The sequence below is a fragment of the Arthrobacter sp. TJ-170 genome (assembly GCF_058269305.1).
In genome coordinates, this window is the sequence record NZ_JBZCNL010000005.1 from 127,945 (window position 1) to 145,420 (window position 17,476).

At 63.6% G+C, this 17,476-nt stretch carries 15 protein-coding genes; 11 read left to right on the plus strand and 4 right to left on the minus strand.

The window, feature by feature from the left end:
* Positions 1-93: 93 nt before the first annotated feature.
* Complete coding sequence (locus tag AC4D1W_RS10940; protein ID WP_490898754.1) at positions 94-945, minus strand: DUF3097 domain-containing protein; 852 nt, start codon at positions 943-945, stop codon at positions 94-96.
* A 144-nt stretch (positions 946-1,089) separates the two neighbouring features.
* On the opposite strand from AC4D1W_RS10940, the gene hrcA reads away from it, so the two are divergent.
* The 3 genes from hrcA to AC4D1W_RS10955 all read left to right on the plus strand — a co-directional run bounded on the left by hrcA (position 1,090) and on the right by AC4D1W_RS10955 (position 4,071).
* On the plus strand, positions 1,090-2,106 hold the full coding sequence (gene hrcA / locus AC4D1W_RS10945) for a heat-inducible transcriptional repressor HrcA (RefSeq protein ID WP_490891608.1): 1,017 nt from the start codon (positions 1,090-1,092) through the stop codon (positions 2,104-2,106).
* A 66-nt stretch (positions 2,107-2,172) separates the two neighbouring features.
* The gene (dnaJ, locus tag AC4D1W_RS10950; protein WP_490891607.1) at positions 2,173-3,300 is read left to right on the plus strand and encodes a molecular chaperone DnaJ; all 1,128 of its coding nucleotides are present in this window, start codon (positions 2,173-2,175) and stop codon (positions 3,298-3,300) included.
* 15 nt (positions 3,301-3,315) lie between these two features.
* A complete protein-coding gene (locus AC4D1W_RS10955; RefSeq protein ID WP_490898755.1) occupies positions 3,316-4,071 on the plus strand; it encodes a 16S rRNA (uracil(1498)-N(3))-methyltransferase in 756 nt (251 codons plus the stop codon).
* 39 nt (positions 4,072-4,110) lie between these two features.
* Here AC4D1W_RS10955 and AC4D1W_RS10960 read toward each other — a convergent pair whose 3' ends face one another.
* Entirely contained in the window at positions 4,111-5,070 is a 960-nt protein-coding gene (locus tag AC4D1W_RS10960) for a GerMN domain-containing protein (protein ID WP_490898756.1), read from the minus strand.
* A 377-nt stretch (positions 5,071-5,447) separates the two neighbouring features.
* Between AC4D1W_RS10960 and AC4D1W_RS10965 the strand changes: the two genes are divergently transcribed.
* From AC4D1W_RS10965 to AC4D1W_RS10985, 5 genes are all read left to right on the plus strand, one after another.
* Positions 5,448-6,494: a PhoH family protein gene (locus tag AC4D1W_RS10965; protein ID WP_490891604.1), complete on the plus strand. Its 1,047-nt coding sequence runs from the start codon at positions 5,448-5,450 to the stop codon at positions 6,492-6,494.
* Positions 6,484-6,957: an rRNA maturation RNase YbeY gene (gene ybeY / locus AC4D1W_RS10970; protein ID WP_490898757.1), complete on the plus strand. Its 474-nt coding sequence runs from the start codon at positions 6,484-6,486 to the stop codon at positions 6,955-6,957. The genes AC4D1W_RS10965 and ybeY overlap by 11 nt, the downstream gene beginning before the upstream one ends.
* 31 nt (positions 6,958-6,988) lie before the next feature.
* Complete coding sequence (locus tag AC4D1W_RS10975) at positions 6,989-8,308, plus strand: hemolysin family protein (protein WP_490898758.1); 1,320 nt, start codon at positions 6,989-6,991, stop codon at positions 8,306-8,308.
* A complete protein-coding gene (era, locus tag AC4D1W_RS10980) occupies positions 8,305-9,234 on the plus strand; it encodes a GTPase Era (RefSeq protein WP_490891601.1) in 930 nt (309 codons plus the stop codon). The genes AC4D1W_RS10975 and era overlap by 4 nt, the downstream gene beginning before the upstream one ends.
* A gap of 116 nt (positions 9,235-9,350) precedes the next feature.
* On the plus strand, positions 9,351-10,877 hold the full coding sequence (locus AC4D1W_RS10985; RefSeq protein WP_490898759.1) for an LCP family protein: 1,527 nt from the start codon (positions 9,351-9,353) through the stop codon (positions 10,875-10,877).
* Positions 10,878-10,883: 6 nt separating this feature from the next.
* On the opposite strand, the gene AC4D1W_RS10990 is transcribed toward AC4D1W_RS10985, so the two are convergent.
* Positions 10,884-12,833: a M13 family metallopeptidase gene (locus tag AC4D1W_RS10990; protein WP_490898760.1), complete on the minus strand. Its 1,950-nt coding sequence runs from the start codon at positions 12,831-12,833 to the stop codon at positions 10,884-10,886.
* 229 nt (positions 12,834-13,062) lie between these two features.
* Between AC4D1W_RS10990 and leuA the strand changes: the two genes are divergently transcribed.
* The 3 genes from leuA (at position 13,063) to AC4D1W_RS11005 (ending at position 16,404) form a co-directional block, all read left to right on the plus strand.
* Positions 13,063-14,793: a 2-isopropylmalate synthase gene (gene leuA / locus AC4D1W_RS10995; protein ID WP_490891598.1), complete on the plus strand. Its 1,731-nt coding sequence runs from the start codon at positions 13,063-13,065 to the stop codon at positions 14,791-14,793.
* A 73-nt stretch (positions 14,794-14,866) separates the two neighbouring features.
* Positions 14,867-15,616 (plus strand): DNA repair protein RecO, encoded by a 750-nt coding sequence (recO, locus tag AC4D1W_RS11000; protein WP_490898761.1) that lies wholly within the window; start codon positions 14,867-14,869, stop codon positions 15,614-15,616.
* Positions 15,613-16,404: an isoprenyl transferase gene (locus AC4D1W_RS11005; RefSeq protein WP_490898762.1), complete on the plus strand. Its 792-nt coding sequence runs from the start codon at positions 15,613-15,615 to the stop codon at positions 16,402-16,404. The genes recO and AC4D1W_RS11005 overlap by 4 nt, the downstream gene beginning before the upstream one ends.
* Here AC4D1W_RS11005 and AC4D1W_RS11010 read toward each other — a convergent pair.
* Positions 16,371-17,465 (minus strand): alpha/beta hydrolase, encoded by a 1,095-nt coding sequence (locus AC4D1W_RS11010; protein ID WP_490898763.1) that lies wholly within the window; start codon positions 17,463-17,465, stop codon positions 16,371-16,373. The two genes, AC4D1W_RS11005 and AC4D1W_RS11010, sit on opposite strands and share 34 nt — an antisense overlap.
* Between the last annotated feature and the right edge of the window lie 11 nt (positions 17,466-17,476).

A 17,476-nucleotide genomic window follows, 5' to 3' on the forward strand; every position in this document is an offset into this window, starting at 1 on the left:
GGACTTCACCGCGCATTCGCGCAGAACTTACTTCCTAAGGGTACTTGGTGGACAGGCCGCACGGGGTCGCCCACACCTGTCGGTGCCCGGCGCCTATGCGTCTGATCCCGGTATGGTAAGGAAATCGATGACTTCCTCGACGCGGGCCAGCAGTGACGGCTCGAGATCAGCATAGGTATTGACTCCGCCCAGGATGCGCTTCCAGCCGGCCGCAACATCTGCCTGGGTGGAGTGCGGCCAGCCCAGGCGGTTCAGGATCCCGGTCTTCCAGTCTTCGCCGCGGGGAATGACCGGCCACGCTTCGAGTCCGAGTGCCCGGGGTTTGACGGCCTGCCAGACGTCAACGTAGGGGTGTCCCACGATCAGCACGTTGTGCGCAGCACCCGGTACCTTCATGGCTTCGGCCGCTATCCTGGCTTCCTTGGTACCCGGCAGAAGGTGGTCTACAAGGATGCCCAGGCGGCGGCCGCTGGACGGTGCGAAATCACGCACCACGCCTGCAAGATCATCGACTCCGTGCAACGGCTCGACGACGATGCCCTCGACGCGCAGGTCGTCTCCCCATACTTTTTCCACGAGTTCGGCGTCGTGGCGGCCTTCAACCCAGATCCTGCTCGCCCGTGCAGTGCGTGCCCGCTGGCCCGCAACCCGAACGGAACCTGAAGCAGTCCGTTGTGATACCGCGGCCTGCTTCAGGGCAGGAATCAGCTCAACGGGCGAACCTTCGTAGTGGAAACCGAATCCGAGCGGGAATGTGCGCCGCTTGCCGCGGCGGTCCTCCAGGATCATCACGTGCATCCCGCCGGACTTCTCGGTCCGTAGGATCTCGCCCACGAACCCGCTTTGGACATCTTCCAGAACGACGCCGGGGCGGGCCTCGATCTTCTCAATTACGGCGCGTCGGGGCTGGGAGAGGTCCTGTGCGCCCCATTGGTGATAAGACATGTGACTTCTCTCGCTTCCGCAAATCCCTGCCGTCCGGACAGGCAGAGCCAATGCTAACAATCGCCTCAGACGTATTAGACTTGGCACTTAGGCGTGTTGAGTGCTAACTCAAGAAGCGGGCAGCGAAGTACATCGGAGGTGAACATGAGTGAGCCCAGGCGGCTTGAAGTCCTGCGAGCCATCGTTGAGGATTACGTTCATTCCCGTGAGCCGGTGGGCTCCAAGGCTCTGGTTGAACGCCACAAGCTGGGTGTGTCCTCGGCGACTATCCGCAACGATATGGCGCTTCTGGAAGAAGAAGGCCTCATTACCGCCCCCCATACCAGTTCGGGCCGTATCCCCACAGATAAGGGATACCGCCTGTTCGTTGACCGGATCGCCGAGGTGAAGCCCCTGTCGGCACCGGAGAAGCGGGCTATCCGGGCGCTGCTCGAAAACGCGGAAGATCTCGATGATGTCCTGGACCGCACCGTTCGACTGCTCGCGCAGCTCACCAATCAGGTGGCCGTGGTGCAGTACCCGCACCTGGGCGCAGCGTCCGTCCGCCACATCGAGTTCGTCCTGCTCGCACCGACCCGCGTACTCGTGGTGCTCATTTCCACCAACGGCGCGGTACAGCAGCGGGTAGTGCCCGTCCCCGCCGATGCGACCGAGACTGCACTTGCCGAGCTGCGTCAGCGCTTCCTTGAGAAGGTGTCGGGCGTGCGGCTCCCATCGGTACCGCAGGAACTTGGCGCCTGCGCTGCGGAGCTTTCCCCAGCGCTGCAGCCGCTGGGCCAGGCACTCGCACACGGTCTGGAACAGTTGTCGGCTGCCAACCGCGAGGATCGCATTGTGTTGGCCGGCACGGCCAACCTTGCCCGTTCGACGCTGGACTTTCCCCTCACCATCGGCCCCGTCCTGGAAGCACTTGAAGAACAGGTAGTCATGCTTCGCCTCCTTTCGGAGATGGAGCAGGACGCCCTCGGTGTCTCTGTCCGCATAGGTCGGGAAAACCCTTACGGCGGTCTCGCCGAGGCGTCCGTGATTGCCACCGGCTACGGACCGGACGCGCTGGCGAAGGTGGGGGTACTCGGACCCACCAGAATGGATTACCCCACCACCATGGCTGCCGTCAGAGCGGTAGCCCGTTACCTTTCCCGCATCCTCGATGAATCGTGACCGGATGACGGATCCCATGAACAGCAGCCGCTCACGCGGTGAGATAACAGGAAGTGATGTGCAGGAGTGAGTAATCACTACGATGTCCTTGGCGTTGCACGCGATGCCAGCGGCGAAGAAATCAAGAAGGCGTACCGCAAGCTCGCCCGCAAACTCCACCCGGACGTCAACGTCGGCCCTGAAGCGGCTGAGGAGTTCAAGCTGGTCACCCGCGCATACGAGGTGCTTTCGGATCCGCAGAAGCGGCGCGTCTATGACACCACCGGAAACGAAAACGGCACCGACAACGGGTTCGGCGGCGGCTATGCCGGCCCGGGCTTCGCCTTCCACGACATTTTCGAGACCTTCTTCGGAGGAGGCGGTCCCAGCGGTCCGCCGTCACGTACCCAGCGCGGCCAGGATGCCCTCATCGCCGTCCGTATCGATCTGAAGGATGCGGTCTTCGGCTCCAACAAGAAGATCGAAGTGGACTCTGCGGCAGTATGCCCCACCTGTGACGGATCCTGCACACAGCCCGGGACGTCGCCGAGAACCTGCGATATTTGCGGTGGGTCCGGGCAGGTCCAGCGCGCGGTCCGGTCCATCCTGGGCCAGGTTATGACGACGGCGACCTGCGGCACCTGCCAGGGGTACGGAACCGTCATCCCGCACCCCTGCAACGAGTGCAACGGGGACGGGCGTATACGATCACGCCGCAGCCTGACGATCAAGGTGCCCGCCGGTGTTTCAACGGGTACGCGAATCCAGCTTTCGGGTCAGGGGGAGGCAGGCACGGCGGGCGGCCCCCAGGGGGACCTTTACGTCGAAATCCGGGTCAACAGCGACCCGACTTTCCTGCGGGAGGGCGACGACCTCCACGCCACCTTGAGCGTGCCCATGACAGCGGCAGCTCTCGGCACCACCGTGACCATGACCAGCTTCGACGGTGATCAGGAACTCACGATCAAGTCCGGTACCCAGTCCGGCGAAGTGATCGCGCTCAAAGGTCTTGGAGTTACGCATCTGCGCGGATATGGCAGGGGAGATCTCCTGGTACACCTGAGCGTCGAGACCCCCCGGAACCTCGACGGCGCTCAGGAGGAGCTCCTTCGACGTCTGGCGGAAATGCGCGGCGAACAGTTCGCCGAAGGTCAGCTGGCCAGCAGCGGATCAGGGGTATTCGCCCGCTTGCGCGAGCGCCTCGGAAATCTCTGAGCGGTAGCCCGGACAATGACCAACCAGGCTTTCTTCGGTCAACCCGAAGACGTTCAAAGCGCTGTCACCGGCGCAAGCATCACCCTGCGAGGTCAGGAAGCCCATCACGCTGCAACCGTGAAGCGTGTGGTTCCCGGAGAAACGATCGACGTGGTGGACGGGCAGGGGCGCCGTCTGAGCTGCACCGTCGTCGATGCGGCGCCTGCCGCCGTCGTAGTAACGGTGGACAGGATCTCCTTCGATCCACTCCCTGAAATCCGCATTGTCCTGGTCCAGGCCCTGGCGAAGGGGGACCGCGCGGAGCTGGCAGTCGAGGCAGCTACCGAACTCGGCGTTGACGCTGTTCTGCCCTGGCAGGCAGACCGCAGCATTGTGCGGTGGCGTGCCGACAAAGCTGTAAAGGGACGCGCGAAGTGGGAAGCCCTGGTCCGCACCGCGTCGAAGCAAAGTCGGCGCACCCGGGTTCCGGACGTCCTCGATGTGCTGGACAGCCGGGGCCTCGGGCGATGGCTTGACAGCGTTGATCACCCGATCCTGCTCCACGAGGAAGCGCAAGAATCTCTCGCGGGTTACTGGAACCGTGACCCGGGAGGCAGAAAAGGGACGCTGGCCGTAATCGTGGGCCCGGAAGGGGGAGTCGCCCCGCACGAGGTCGAGCTGTTCGCCGAGCACGGAGCCTTGCCGGTGCAACTCGGAAATAATGTCCTGCGCGCCTCGACGGCCGGGCCGGCAGCGCTTGCTGTGCTCAACCAGCTCTCCGGCCGCTGGTAGCCCTCGGATTTCCGGCAGCTGGCGGCTGATAGCCGGCGGTCAGCGGATGCTGACCAGCTTGTCATCGGCGACGTCGTCGGCAGCAGGCCCGGATCCGGGATCCGTCTCCGACGCCTCGTACACCTCAACGAGATAGGTTCCCTGTTCCAGGGCCACACTGAACTCATACAGCCCTACCGCGCCCGTTCCCGCCTCCACCGGTACGGTTCCGTCGACAACATCTTCAGCGGGTACACCGCCCCCGTCCACGCGCCGGACCCTCCACTGAAGGCTTGTGTCCGTCGTGGTCGTGCTGCCCTGGATGATGACAGTCCGATCGGTGCGGACCGAGCTCTCCTGCGGGTTGATGATCCAGACAGGCGCCACTGCGCTGACGTCCCGCCGCAGAACGGAACCCAGCGCGATATGTCCGAATGCGTTGTAGCCCGCCTTGCCGTCCACCAGCAGGCGAACGCTGCTCGGACTTCCGCTGGCAATCAGGCCGGAATTGGCTGCTGCGGCTGTCGCGGTGTAAACGAGTTGCTGCACTGCCTGCACAGCCGTCTCCGCGTCGACCTCCGTGGTGAATGAATCGGAGGAAATGTCCACCGTGATGACGTTGTCCGGCGAGATCGAGGTGTTGACAGCGGAGGCATTCTGCCAGGGGCTGTAGTAGTCGTCGTCCAGCGGCTCAGCGCTGGTCATCGCCCAGACTGCAGCGGCGATCGGGTCTCCTGTCGATTCGGCCGGCAGGAATTCGCGGTAAAGCAGTCCGTTCGCCTCTCCCAGCCAGTAGACCGGAAGGAGGGAAGCGGCGTCTGTGGCTTCGGGGCTTCGCAGAGCGAGCTCCGGCATACTCGCCGCGGATTCCAGCAGCACTTCTGACTGAGGCGCGATCTCCGCCGTCGACTCGGGCGGGCCTCCGATAGTGCAGGCCTGCAGTCCCAGCGCCGTCGCGAGAAGTACGGATACCTTCCAGCGGCGCACCTTCGTCTGTCCAGAAAGAGGGATGGCGGCCATGCGTTCCCATCTCCTCTCCGTTTACAGTGTCCAATGGCTGGGGTTCCAGCACCGGGCTCAAATCTCACCATCAGGGATGATGAGAGTAGGAGCCGGAGCTGCCCGGCGCAGCAGTAATCCAGCTTGGCATAGGAAGTGTGCGCTACCGGCCGGTTTTCCCCAATCGCCACAGGACTGAGACGCGATTGATATCGGGCCGTTGCGTTCCTGAGATATTTTGTCCGCCCAGCCGGTGAACGGTTTCTCGCGAAGTGGATGCGAGCGGTAACAGGCCTGCGGCGGTACGCTAGTAGAAGGCTTCTTCAAAGGCCTGGACCAGCACCTAACCGGAAATTCCGGCGACACGAGGAGAGATGGAAGGCCCACGGGCCGATAATATGACGGATTCTGCAGTGGGTATGGGGGCAGCAGGCCTGGACAGCCGGGTCATCGAGTTTGATTCAGCCGACCAGATGGTGCAGGCTCTCGGCGCAAATGACGAGGCTCTCGCCATGATCGAGGGAGCTTTCCCCGGCGTAAGCCTCCACGTACGCGGCAATGATCTCTCCATCACCGGTCCCGCGACGGACGTTGGGCGCACCGAGCGCCTGATCAGCGAGATACGTACCCTCGCCGCCAGCCAGACACCGGTGACAGCGCAGGTGTTGGAGCAGCTGCTTTTCATGCTCAAGACGCAGGGCGCTGCGAAGCCGGCCGAAGTCCTGTCGATGAATATCCTCTCTTCACGCGGCCGTACCATCCGCCCGAAGACGGTCAACCAGAAGAAATATGTCGAAGCGATTGATACGCATACCATCGTCTTCGGCATCGGCCCGGCCGGCACCGGCAAAACCTACCTGGCAATGGCCAAGGCGGTTCAGGCTCTTCAGCACAAGGAAGTCAACAGGATCATCCTTACCCGTCCGGCTGTTGAGGCGGGGGAACGGCTGGGATTCCTCCCCGGAACGCTGAACGACAAGATCGACCCGTACCTGCGCCCGCTCTACGACGCTCTTCACGACATGATGGATCCCGATTCCATTCCGCGCCTTATGGCTGCCGGAACAATCGAGGTCGCACCGCTCGCCTACATGCGCGGCCGTACCCTGAATGATGCGTTCATCATCCTCGATGAAGCGCAGAACACCACTCCTGAGCAGATGAAGATGTTCCTCACCAGGCTGGGCTTCGGTTCCAGGATGGTGGTCACCGGCGACGTGACCCAGGTGGACCTGCCGGGCGGGACCAGTTCCGGGCTTCGCGTCGTGAGCGAAATCCTGCAGGGGGTCGACGACGTCGCCTTCTCTCCGCTGGACGCCACCGACGTAGTGCGCCATCGCCTGGTCGGGGACATCGTGTCCGCCTACAGCAAATGGGATGAATCCCAGCGGGTTGCCCTGAATGGCCGCCGAAGCCCCGGCAAGACGGGCCGCAATGAGCATTGAGGTCAACAACGAGTCCGGTGTCGAGGTGGACGAAGAATCCCTGGTCAGGCTTGGCCGCCACGTGCTCGAACGGCTCTATGTGCACCCCGAGTCTGAGCTGTCCATCATTCTTGTGGACGTTGATGCCATGGAGAAGCTCCACATCGAGTGGATGGATGAGCCGGGACCAACTGACGTTCTGTCATTTCCGATGGACGAGCTGCGGCCGGGTACGGCTGCCCGTCCCACTGCCTCGGGCATTCTGGGTGATGTTGTCCTGTGCCCTGAGGTAGCGGGCACCCAGGCCGCCAATGCCGGACACAGTATCGGCGAGGAGCTTCTCCTGCTCACCACCCACGGCATGCTTCATCTACTGGGCTTTGATCATGCCGAGCCGGAAGAGGAAAAGGAAATGTTTGGCCTGCAGCGCCAGCTCCTCGCTGATTTCCTCGGCGGCACCGCCCCCACGGAAACAACCCAGTGACCGTCCTCGCAGCAACGGACCAGTCCAGCCGATGATCGTTTTCCTTTTGGCGCTGATGGCAATCGTCTTCGTACTTATTGCCGCGCTGGTAACTGCCGCAGAGGCGGCCTTCAGTTTTCTGCCACGCCAGGATGCCGAGGCGCATCTCAACGGACCGATGGGAGAGCCCGTCCGGCGCATCCTGGAATCTCCGGTGGCGCATATGCATGCACTCCGCTTCTGGCGCGTCTGGTTCGAGATGGCCGCGGCGGTTGCGGTCGCCCTCCTGTTCGCCGATGTGCTGGAAAACATCTGGATTGCCGGTCTGCTGGCCACGGTGACGATGGCCGGTCTCGGCTTTGTTCTCGTCGGAGTTTCGCCCCGTCAGCTCGGCCGAACCCACGCGGCCACACTGGTACCGCTCACTGCGCGGATGGTGGGCGTCCTGCGCGCCGTCCTCGGACCCATTCCGCGCTGGCTCGTCGGCGTCGGAAGTGCTATCTCCCCCGGGTCAGCCCGAGCAGAGGCAGCATTCTTCACGGAGGAAGAGTTCCGGGAGCTGCTCTCGCGGGCGAGCGAGGCCGAAATGATCGAGGACAGTGAAGCCGAGCTGATCCATTCAGTTTTCGAGCTCGGAGACACCAAGGTGCGGTCCGTGATGGTCCCGCGCACCGACATGGTCTCCATTGAGGCCGGATCCACACTCCGGCAGGCGATGTCTCTCTTTCTCCGCTCCGGGTATTCTCGCGTTCCGGTCATCGGAGACAACGCCGACGACGTCCGGGGAATCCTGTACATGAAGGACGTCGTCGCGGTGCTGAACGCGGATCATAGTGGTGACCAGGACCCCGTGGACGGAGTCTGCCGCGACGTGCGATACGTGCCCGAGTCGAAGCCGGTCGGGGATTTCCTCCAGGAACTGCAACGGGAATCCACCCATGTTGCCATCGTCATCGACGAATACGGCGGCACCGCAGGTCTCGTGACGCTTGAGGACCTGATCGAGGAAATCGTCGGCGAGATCGTCGACGAGTACGACTCCGAAGTTCCCGAGATGGAACAACTGCCCGAGGGCGGCTTCCGTGTCAGCGCCCGCATGAGCATTGATGACCTGGGCGAGCTCTTCGACATGGACCTCGAGGATGATGAGGTAGACACGGTGGGCGGGCTCCTCGCCAAGACCCTCGGTCGTGTGCCGATTGTCGGGAGCGAGGTTCAGGTGGGCGATATTGCCCTGCGTGCAGAGCGGGTTGAGGGGCGCCGTAACCGCGTTTCGCACATCCTCGCCTGGAGGGTGGAACTGCCCTCGGACGAGGACGTGCACGCAGACCAGGTCAATGAAGATTCGAGGGAAACGGTGGACAACAAATGAGCACCCAGCAGTATCGGGCGGGCTTCATCTCGCTGGTCGGTCGGCCCAACGCCGGAAAGTCGACCCTGACCAACGCGCTGGTCGGACACAAGGTCGCAATCACCTCGGCCAAACCCCAGACGACCCGCCACACCATCCGCGGCATTGTGCACCGCGAAGATGCACAGCTCATCCTCGTCGATACGCCGGGTCTCCACCGGCCCCGCACCCTGCTCGGCCAGCGCCTCAACGACCTCGTTGCCGACACCCTGGCCGAGGTGGACGCCATCGGCTTCTGCCTCCCCGCAAACGAGCAGGTTGGACCGGGCGACCGCTATATCTCGGCACAACTGGCGCAGCTGAAGGGGAAGCCGATCATCGCAGTGGTCACAAAGGCCGACCTCGTCAGCAAAGAGGCGCTGCTGCGCCAGCTGCTCGCGGTGACCGAACTGGGCCGGGAAGTGCTCGGAGAAGAGGGGTGGGCCGACGTCGTGCCTGTTTCGGCGGTGGACGGCTTCCAGGTCACCACCGTGGCAGACGTCTTCGCTTCCCATATGCCGGAATCTCCTCCGCTGTATCCTGATGGTGAGCTGACCGATGAACCTGAGGCCGTCATGGTCGCCGAACTGGTGCGGGAAGCTGCCCTCGAGGGGGTACGGGACGAACTCCCTCATTCCCTGGCCGTGGTCGTGGAGGAGATCGTTCCGCGCGAAGGCCGCCCGGAAGACAACCCGCTGCTCGACGTCCGGGTCAATCTTTACGTGGAGCGTTCGTCACAGAAGGCAATCATCATCGGCAAGGGCGGGGCGCGGCTGCGCGAGGTGGGCACTGTGGCGAGGAAGGGGATCGAAGCCCTGCTGGGCACGAAGGTCTACCTCGACCTGCACGTAAAGATAGCGAAGGACTGGCAGCGAGATCCCAGGCAGCTCGTGAAGCTCGGTTTCTAGCCGCTGCCGGGCCGCTCGCAGTCCGGGCACTTCGGGCAGCAGGTGCTCGTTGAGCTACAGATGTCCCGCTCGCAGGGGCAGCAAGTCTCAGAATCAATTCGAAAGGGCCGAGCGTCATGAGTGAATCCGGCGGTGAGCAGACGGGCTCCCCGGATGGCATCCGGCTGGGGGCCGGCGGACGGCATCTCGGCAGGGTACGGCCGTCCGTCCTGCAGATCGTGGCGATCTCGCTTGTCGCCGTGCTCGTGGCGGCCGTCGGAATCGTGGCCTTTTCCGTGGTTCGCCTGCAGGGAAACGTCGCCACTGAACGCCTGAACCTCGGGGCCGGCGGTGAGACGCAATTGCCGGTGGACCTGAGCCGGGATCCTGTCCAGATCCTCATCATCGGCAGTGACACCCGCGCGGGGCAGGGCGGTGACGAAGATCCGGAGGATGAAGAGGGCCAGGCGGACGTCATGATGCTCATGACCATGTCCGCAGACCGAAGCAATGTCACGATGGTGAGTTTCCCCCGTGACCTGCTGGTGCCGCTGCCGGAATGTTTCAATCCCGACACCGGAGCGAGCAGCGACTCCAGGGCGCTCGGTCAACTCAACAGCTCCCTCGCGAACGGCGGTCCCGGCTGCACGGTGGCGGCCATCAACGAAGTCACCGGACTCCAGATCGACCATTTCATGATGGCCGACTTCAAGGCCGTTACCGAGCTGTCGAAGGCAGTCGGGGGAGTAGAAGTCTGTGTGAATCAAGCAGTCGACGACGAATATTCCGGGCTGAAGCTCGACGCCGGCACCAGCGAGATTGAGGGCGAGCAGGCGCTGGCATTCCTGCGCACACGGCATAGCTTCGGTACCGGGGGAGATGAAGGGCGCATCCGCGCCCAGCAGGCTTTCCTTGCCTCGCTGGCACGGAAGATCAAAGAGGAAGGGACGCTGACCAACATTCCGCGCCTGTACTCGATCGCCGAAGCGGTTACCCAAAACCTCACGGTCGACGACGGCCTGGGCGAAATCCCCGAACTGCTCAAGCTTGCCGGCCGGCTGCAGGAGGTCGATCTGGGCAATGTCGCTTTCGTGACTGTCCCGGTCGTTCCGTACGAAGCCAATGTGAACCGCCTCGTGCTGGACGAGGACAAGGCAGATGATCTTTTTGAGGCCCTCCGCGCCGACCGCGACATCACCGAGCCCGTCCAGGAGCCCTCGCGTTCAGCGAGTCCGAGCCCCAGCACCGACCCGTCGAGTGAGCCTGAGCCCACACAGGAGCCCGAGCCGACGCCGACCGCGGAGGAGCTCGGATTCGATCCCGCGCTGGTTCCCATCACCGTGCTCAACGCGTCCGGGGAATCGGAGCGCGGGCAGGAACTTCAGGATGTACTTCTTGAGGAGGGGTACACCCAGGCGGCCGCCGCGGACGCCGATGATCGCCCGGCTACCCAGCTGTTCGTCGGTCCCGGGTACGAGGGAATTGCGCCTGTGATCGCCGAGCTGTTCGGACTGACTGAAGTCCAGGTGATTCCAAGCGCTGACACTGTCGGGCTTGAGCTCTCCGTCGGCAGTGATTTCACCGAGGGAAAGACAATCAAGACGGAGGGTGTGGCCGGCGACCTGCGGGGCCAGACAGCCGCGCAGGTCACCTGCCAGTCCTGACGGTGGCTACCAGATCCTGACGCGGTCCTCGGGAGCGAGCCAGAGTCCGTCCGTCTGCGTCACATCGAACGCGTCGTGGAATTCGTCGAGGTTGCGCACCACCTGATTGCATCGGTATTCATTCGGCGCATGCGGATCAATCGCGATGCGGCGCGCTGCCTCCTCCGGACGGATGTTCTGGCGCCAGCACTCGGCCCACGAGTAGAAGAATCGCTGGATGCCTGTCAGGCCGTCAATGACGGGCGGCTCCGCTCCGTCGAGGCTGATCAGATATGCTGCGAGGCTGATTCCCAGTCCGCCGAGGTCTCCAATGTTTTCGCCAAGGGTGAGCTTTCCGTTGATCGGGTGATCCGGCGTCTCGGTGGGCGCCAGCTCAGCGTACTGACTGACCAACTGGCCGGTAAGTGCCTCGAACGCCGTTCTGTCCGCTTCGGTCCACCAGTTGTGCAGGGCTCCCGTCCCGTCGAACTGCGACCCCTGGTCGTCGAATCCGTGCCCGATCTCGTGACCGACGACGGCCCCGATCGCCCCGTAGTTCGCGGCGGGGTCCGCATCGGCGTCGAAGAACGGGGGTTGCAGGATTGCGGCGGGGAAGACTATTTCGTTCATGGTCGGCATGTAGTAGGCGTTGACTGTCTGCGGAGTGAGGTGCCACTCGCCACGGTCGATGGGACCGCCGAGCTTGGCCAGCTGCCGGTTCGTCTCAAACTCGGTCGCCCTCCGCACGTTGCCGTGAAGGTCGCCGGGAGTGATCCGCAGAGTCGAATAGTCGATCCAGCGCTCCGGGTAACCGATTTTGGTCGTGAAGAGCCGCAGCTTTCCGAGTGCCCGCTGGCGCGTGTCAGCGCTCATCCAGTCCAGCCGGGTGATCCGCTCGCCGTACGCGGCGAGAAGGTTGTCAACGAGATCCTGCATGGTCGCCTTGTGCGTTTCCGGAAAGTGACGAGAAACGTATTCGCGGCCTACCGCCTCGCCAAGGGCGCCTTCGACAACCGCAACACCGCGCTTCCAGCGTTCCTTCAGCTGCGGCGTGCCACTGAGCTTGGTTCCGTAGAACGAAAAGTGGGCGTCCACAAACTCGTCGCTGAGGAAGGGGGCTGCATGCAGCAGTACCCTTGCGGCGAGCCAGTTCTTCCATACGGGCAGGGGGACCTCGTCCAGCGCATTCATCAGCCCTGCCACGTAGTCCGGTTGGTTCAAGATCACCTCGTCGCCAAGCCCGACGCCGGCAGCCAGTTCCGTGAGCCACCTCCCCAAAAGCGGGGCATGGGCGTTCAGCTCCGGGATGCGGCGAAGGTTGTAGGTAGCCTGCGGATTGCGCCGGGCCACGGTGTCCATGTGCGACGACGCCAGTCTTGTTTCGAGGTCGAAAACGCCGGCTGCCGCTGCCCGGCTTTCCGGACATTCGGCGAGCTCGAAGAGCCGGTGCAGCAGCTCGACGTAGGCCAGGCGTGCCTCTTCGAATTTTCCCTCGCGGTAGTAGGACTCGTCGGGCAGCCCGAGGCCCGACTGGTAGAGGTGGAGCAGATAACGCTCAGGGTTGCCTGCATCATTGCTCACGTAGGGGAGAACTATCCCTGCTGCGCCGGAGCGCGTCAGTTCAGCGTCCAGCCTGACGAACTCCTCGATCGTGCTGGCCGCGTCAATGGCGGCGAGCAGCGGCTGGACCGGCGCTGCACCCTCCCTGTTGAGGTGCGCGGTATCCATGAAGTCCGCAAACAGGGCGCCGATACGGAAGCGGTCGCCGTCGTCCTCCTTGTCCGCCGCGGCATCCTCGACGATGGCGCGCACGGCCAGCTCCGCTGCATCCGCGAGTTGGGAGAACGAGCCTTCCCGAGCCCGGTCATCAGGAATGGGCGTGTTGCGAAGCCATACGCCGTTGACGTGGCGGAAGAGGTCATCCTGCGGGCGAACGGTGGAATCGACGTTCGCGAGATTAATGCCTGCTGCGGTCATGGAAGCTCCTTGGTTGGTGCGTCTTCTCATCCTAGGGGCCGTGCTAGTGTTGAATTGTGCGCGCAGAGCTGCTCCTTCTTAGCTGCCGTGGCGGGGCTCAACCGACCGGCTAGTCACACGCTGACTACCCGATCGCAGGCCGAACCCCCGCTGCGGAGTTTGTGTTGCCGGCCGCCATCCTGTGAAGCCAGAGCCTGAGAAGCTCACCCAAGGAAAGGCCACCACCGCCATGCGCAACGCACAGAAACCCGCCGGAATGCCGTTCCACAAGTACGTTCCGTTCCAGGATCAGATCACCGTGGAACTGCCGGACCGGACCTGGCCGGACAAAATCATCACGAAGGCCCCGCGCTGGTGCGCCGTCGACCTCCGCGACGGCAACCAGGCGCTTATTGACCCCATGAGTCCCGAGCGCAAGCACAAGATGTTCGACCTGCTCGTCAAGATGGGCTACAAGGAGATCGAGGTCGGTTTCCCCTCGGCGTCGCAGACCGACTTCGATTTCGTCCGCCAGCTCATCGAGGGCGACCGCATTCCCGACGACGTCACTATCCAGGTGCTCACCCAGGCGCGTGAGCATCTGATCGAGCGGACCTACGAGTCCCTTGAGGGCGCGGACCGTGCGATCGTGCACCTTTACAACTCGACTTCAGTGCTCCAGCGCCGTGTCGTGTTCAACCAGGACATGGACGGCATCGTCGATATCGCGTTGACCGGTGCGCGGCTGTGCCGGAAGTTCGAGGAGAACATGGGTGACACGCATATCACCTATGAGTACTCCCCGGAATCCTTCACCGGCACTGAGCTCGAATTCGCCGCGCGCATCTCCAACGAGGTCGCTGCTGTCTTCGAAGCGTCTTCCGATCGGCAGATGATCCTGAACCTGCCGGCAACTGTTGAGATGGCCACGCCGAACGTGTATGCCGATTCCATCGAATGGATGTGCCGCAACCTGGCCAACCGGGACGCCGTGATCCTGTCCCTTCACCCCCACAACGACCGCGGCACCGGTGTAGCAGCGGCTGAACTCGGCTACCTCGCCGGTGCTGACCGCATCGAGGGATGCCTGTTCGGCAACGGGGAGCGAACCGGGAACGTCGATCTCGTGACGCTGGGGATGAACCTGTACGGGCAGGGCATTGATCCGCAGATCGACTTCTCGGACATGGACCATATCCGCCGCACGGCAGAGTACTGCAACCAGCTCAACGTGCCCGAGCGCTCACCGTACGGTGGAGACCTGGTATTCACCGCTTTCTCCGGGTCACACCAGGACGCCATCAAGAAGGGCTTCGAGCGGATGGAGGAGGACGCTGCTGCCGTTGGAAAGACGGTCGAGGAAATCCCCTGGGCGGTGCCGTACCTGCCGATCGATCCCAAGGACATCGGCCGCTCCTACGAGGCCGTGATCCGTGTAAATTCGCAATCCGGCAAGGGCGGCGTCGCCTATCTGCTCAAGCACGAGCACAGCCTGGACCTGCCGCGCAGGGCACAGATCGAATTCTCCGGAGTCGTACAGCGCCGCACGGATACCGTGGGCGGTGAAGTCAGCGGGGCCGCGCTGTGGGAGATCTTCCAGGACGAGTACCTGCCGTCGCGTAACGGCTCCTGGGGCCACTATGTACTTACCTCGACCAACACCGACGCGTCCGAGGACGGGCGCTTCAATCTGACGGCGACGCTGATGATTGACGGCGTCCAGCAGCGGCGCACCGCGCAGGGCAACGGGCCGATCGACGCGCTCGTATCCATCCTCGGTCAGGACGGCGTGGACGTACGCGTCCTTGATTACACGGAACATGCGCTTTCTTCGGGCGGGAATGCCCGCGCTGCCGCGTATGTGGAGTGCGCTGTGGGGGAGCGGGTGCTCTGGGGCATCGGCATCGATTCCAACTCGACCATGGCATCGCTGAAGGCGGTCGTTTCTGCGGTCAACCGTGCCATTCGGGACCTTAGCTAGGATTCCTGGAGACGAACTCGGGGGCCGGGCGCGGCGAGGGCTGCACCCAACCCGCCGGATGGGAAAATAGAACGTGGCCAGATCATTCGCGTCGCGGACCTACCTTACGGAAGGCGTGGTCCTTCGTACGTATAAGCTCGGCGAAGCCGACCGCATCATTGTGCTCCTGACCCGTGAGCACGGCCAGGTCCGGGCAGTTGCGAAGGGTGTTCGACGAACGAGCAGCAAGTTCGGGGCACGTCTCGAACCTTTCATGACGGTGGATCTTCAACTCGTCGCCGGACGCACGCTTGACGTCGTCACTCAGGCGCAGACGCGTGGTGCCTATGGACACGGTATCGCGGCCGACTATTCCCGCTATACGGCAGCAGCCGCAATAGCTGAAACGGCTGAGAAGCTCACGGACGCCGACGGCGAATCCGCCGGGGCGCAGTACGGTCTGGTTATCGGTGCCCTGTCGGCTCTGAGCAGAGGGCTCCATCCGTCGGAACTGATCCTGGACTCCTATCTGCTCCGCGCACTGGCAACAGCCGGCTGGGCACCCAGCTTCACCGACTGCGCGCGCTGCGGCGCAGCCGGCCCGCATACGGCGTTTTCAGCCGCCCTGGGCGGAGCTGTGTGCGCCGCGTGCCGGCCGCCGGGCGCGGCGTCACCGTCACCCGATGCCATGGCCCTGCTGGGCGCCCTGCTGTCGGGCGACTGGGCAGTAGCCGACGCCGCCGAGGATTTCGCGCGGCGGGAAAGTGCGGGACTGGTGGCCGCCTACGTACAGTGGCATCTGGAACGAGCAGTCAAGTCCCTCAAACATGTGGAGCGTGTGTGACAACATCCCAAAGAGAGCCGTTGGAGCCGTGGCCCCATCCCAGCGGTGAGCTCCCGCCGGCGATCCCCGCCGAACTGGTTCCGGCGCACGTGGCGATAGTCATGGATGGGAACGGGCGCTGGGCCAATCAGCGCGGGCTGCCCCGTACCGAGGGACACCGGGCGGGTGAAGCGGCACTGCTGGACGTGGTGGCAGGTGCCATTGACATCGGTGTGCGTCATGTGAGCGTGTATGCCTTCTCCACGGAGAACTGGAAGCGTTCCCCGGACGAGGTGCGGTTCCTCATGGGGTTCAGCCGTGACGTCCTGCGGCGGCAGCGTGACCAGCTCAACGAGTGGGGAGTGCGCATACGGTGGGCCGGCCGCCGCCCGCGTCTCTGGCGCTCCGTCATCAACGAACTTGAGGTGGCGGAGGAACGCACCCGCTCCAACTCGGTCTGTACCCTCACCATGTGCGTGAACTATGGAGGACGGGCGGAGATTGCCGACGCTGCGCGCGCCATTGCCGAGGATGTGGCGGCCGGGCGCCTCAAGGCGTCATCCGTGTCGGAAAGGACAATCCAGCGGTACCTGGACGAACCGGACCTGCCGGACGTCGACCTCTTCCTGCGGACCTCGGGCGAGCAGCGCACATCCAACTTCATGCTCTGGCAGTCGGCCTACGCTGAAATGGTGTTCATGGATGTCCTGTGGCCCGACGTCGACCGTCGCACCCTCTGGAAGGCGGTTGAGGAGTATGCCGCCCGTGACCGCCGTTACGGCGGGGCGGTTGACCGGGCCCGGGCCTGACTTTCGCCCTCCGCCGCCGGCTTGCTGTAGCAGCTCATCCATCGATCAAGCTCGGCATATACCTTCTCCCTCACCGGTGCCGGTGACAACAGCGTGTCGTGGAGGGCGCCGTCGAACCGGCAGACCGTGACGTGAGGTCCAAGCTGGAGCGCACGCTGCGTCATGACGGTCACGTCAAGCACGCTGTCGGATGAGAGCATTGCGTCGTTCCACACAGGACTGATGGTTGACCTCGAGGAGGCCAGCACCAGGACCGGGACGTCGATCGAGAGCCCCCGACGCACCTGCGCGTGCCCGGTCAGCACCGCGGTAAGCCAACCCGCCCGAATGGGAAACCCGAATTGCGGCCGCCACTGACCGTTCAGTTCCCATTCGCCGTCGGCCTGGTTGCTGATGCTCCGCCAGTAGAAGCCGAACTCCGGCAACTTGAGACGGGCTTTCGGTCTGAACCGGGTGATCGGTTCCAGCAGGCCCTGGGTGGTGGTGCGCAGGATCGCACTGCCCTGGATGTCCAGCCACGGGCTATTGAGAATGAGGCTCGAGACGCGGCCGGGGAAACGGTGAGCCCACAGCGATCCGACCAGAGCTCCGGTGGAATGCGCCATGAGGGTGATCCCCGACGGCGGTGCCCCGGTGCCGGCTTCGATGTCCTCCGCGAGGGCGGCCAGAGCGGCGTCGATGTCGCGGTCGTAATCCGACAGGTCCGTTACATACCCGGGTGTCTGCCACGGCCTGAGGCTTCGTCCGTATTTACGCAGGTCCAGCGCATAGAACGCGATACCCCGTTCCGTGAAGAAGTGCGCCAATTCGTGCTGGAAGAAGTAGTCGCTCCAACCGTGAAGATACAGTACCGCCTGGACCGGCTCGGCGGCCTCACCGCGCCGGCCGGGAAGCCTCAGCATCCGCTGCGCTGTACTCAGGAAGTCGGTCGGCGTCTCAACCGGAGGCGGGGTGTAGGAGACAAGCGTTGCAACGCAGGGGCCCTCCTCATCTGCACCGAGGTCAAGCTCCGTCAGGGCAAAGCCGTCACCGAGATGGTCCGGCTGCCAGATGATGCCCATGAATCGAGGAT

Excerpts from the sequence above, each read along its gene's own strand:
- AC4D1W_RS10940 (WP_490898754.1), bottom strand. The coding sequence starts at position 945 with ATGTCTTATCACCAATGGGGCGCACAGGACCTCTCCCAGCCCCGACGC.
- hrcA (WP_490891608.1), top strand. The coding sequence starts at position 1,090 with ATGAGTGAGCCCAGGCGGCTTGAAGTCCTGCGAGCCATCGTTGAGGAT.
- AC4D1W_RS10955 (WP_490898755.1), top strand. The coding sequence starts at position 3,316 with ATGACCAACCAGGCTTTCTTCGGTCAACCCGAAGACGTTCAAAGCGCT.
- AC4D1W_RS10960 (WP_490898756.1), bottom strand. The coding sequence starts at position 5,070 with ATGGCCGCCATCCCTCTTTCTGGACAGACGAAGGTGCGCCGCTGGAAG.
- AC4D1W_RS10965 (WP_490891604.1), top strand. The coding sequence starts at position 5,448 with ATGACGGATTCTGCAGTGGGTATGGGGGCAGCAGGCCTGGACAGCCGG.
- ybeY (WP_490898757.1), top strand. The coding sequence starts at position 6,484 with ATGAGCATTGAGGTCAACAACGAGTCCGGTGTCGAGGTGGACGAAGAA.
- AC4D1W_RS10975 (WP_490898758.1), top strand. The coding sequence starts at position 6,989 with ATGATCGTTTTCCTTTTGGCGCTGATGGCAATCGTCTTCGTACTTATT.
- era (WP_490891601.1), top strand. The coding sequence starts at position 8,305 with ATGAGCACCCAGCAGTATCGGGCGGGCTTCATCTCGCTGGTCGGTCGG.
- AC4D1W_RS10985 (WP_490898759.1), top strand. The coding sequence starts at position 9,351 with ATGAGTGAATCCGGCGGTGAGCAGACGGGCTCCCCGGATGGCATCCGG.
- AC4D1W_RS10990 (WP_490898760.1), bottom strand. The coding sequence starts at position 12,833 with ATGACCGCAGCAGGCATTAATCTCGCGAACGTCGATTCCACCGTTCGC.
- leuA (WP_490891598.1), top strand. The coding sequence starts at position 13,063 with ATGCGCAACGCACAGAAACCCGCCGGAATGCCGTTCCACAAGTACGTT.
- AC4D1W_RS11010 (WP_490898763.1), bottom strand. The coding sequence starts at position 17,465 with ATGGGCATCATCTGGCAGCCGGACCATCTCGGTGACGGCTTTGCCCTG.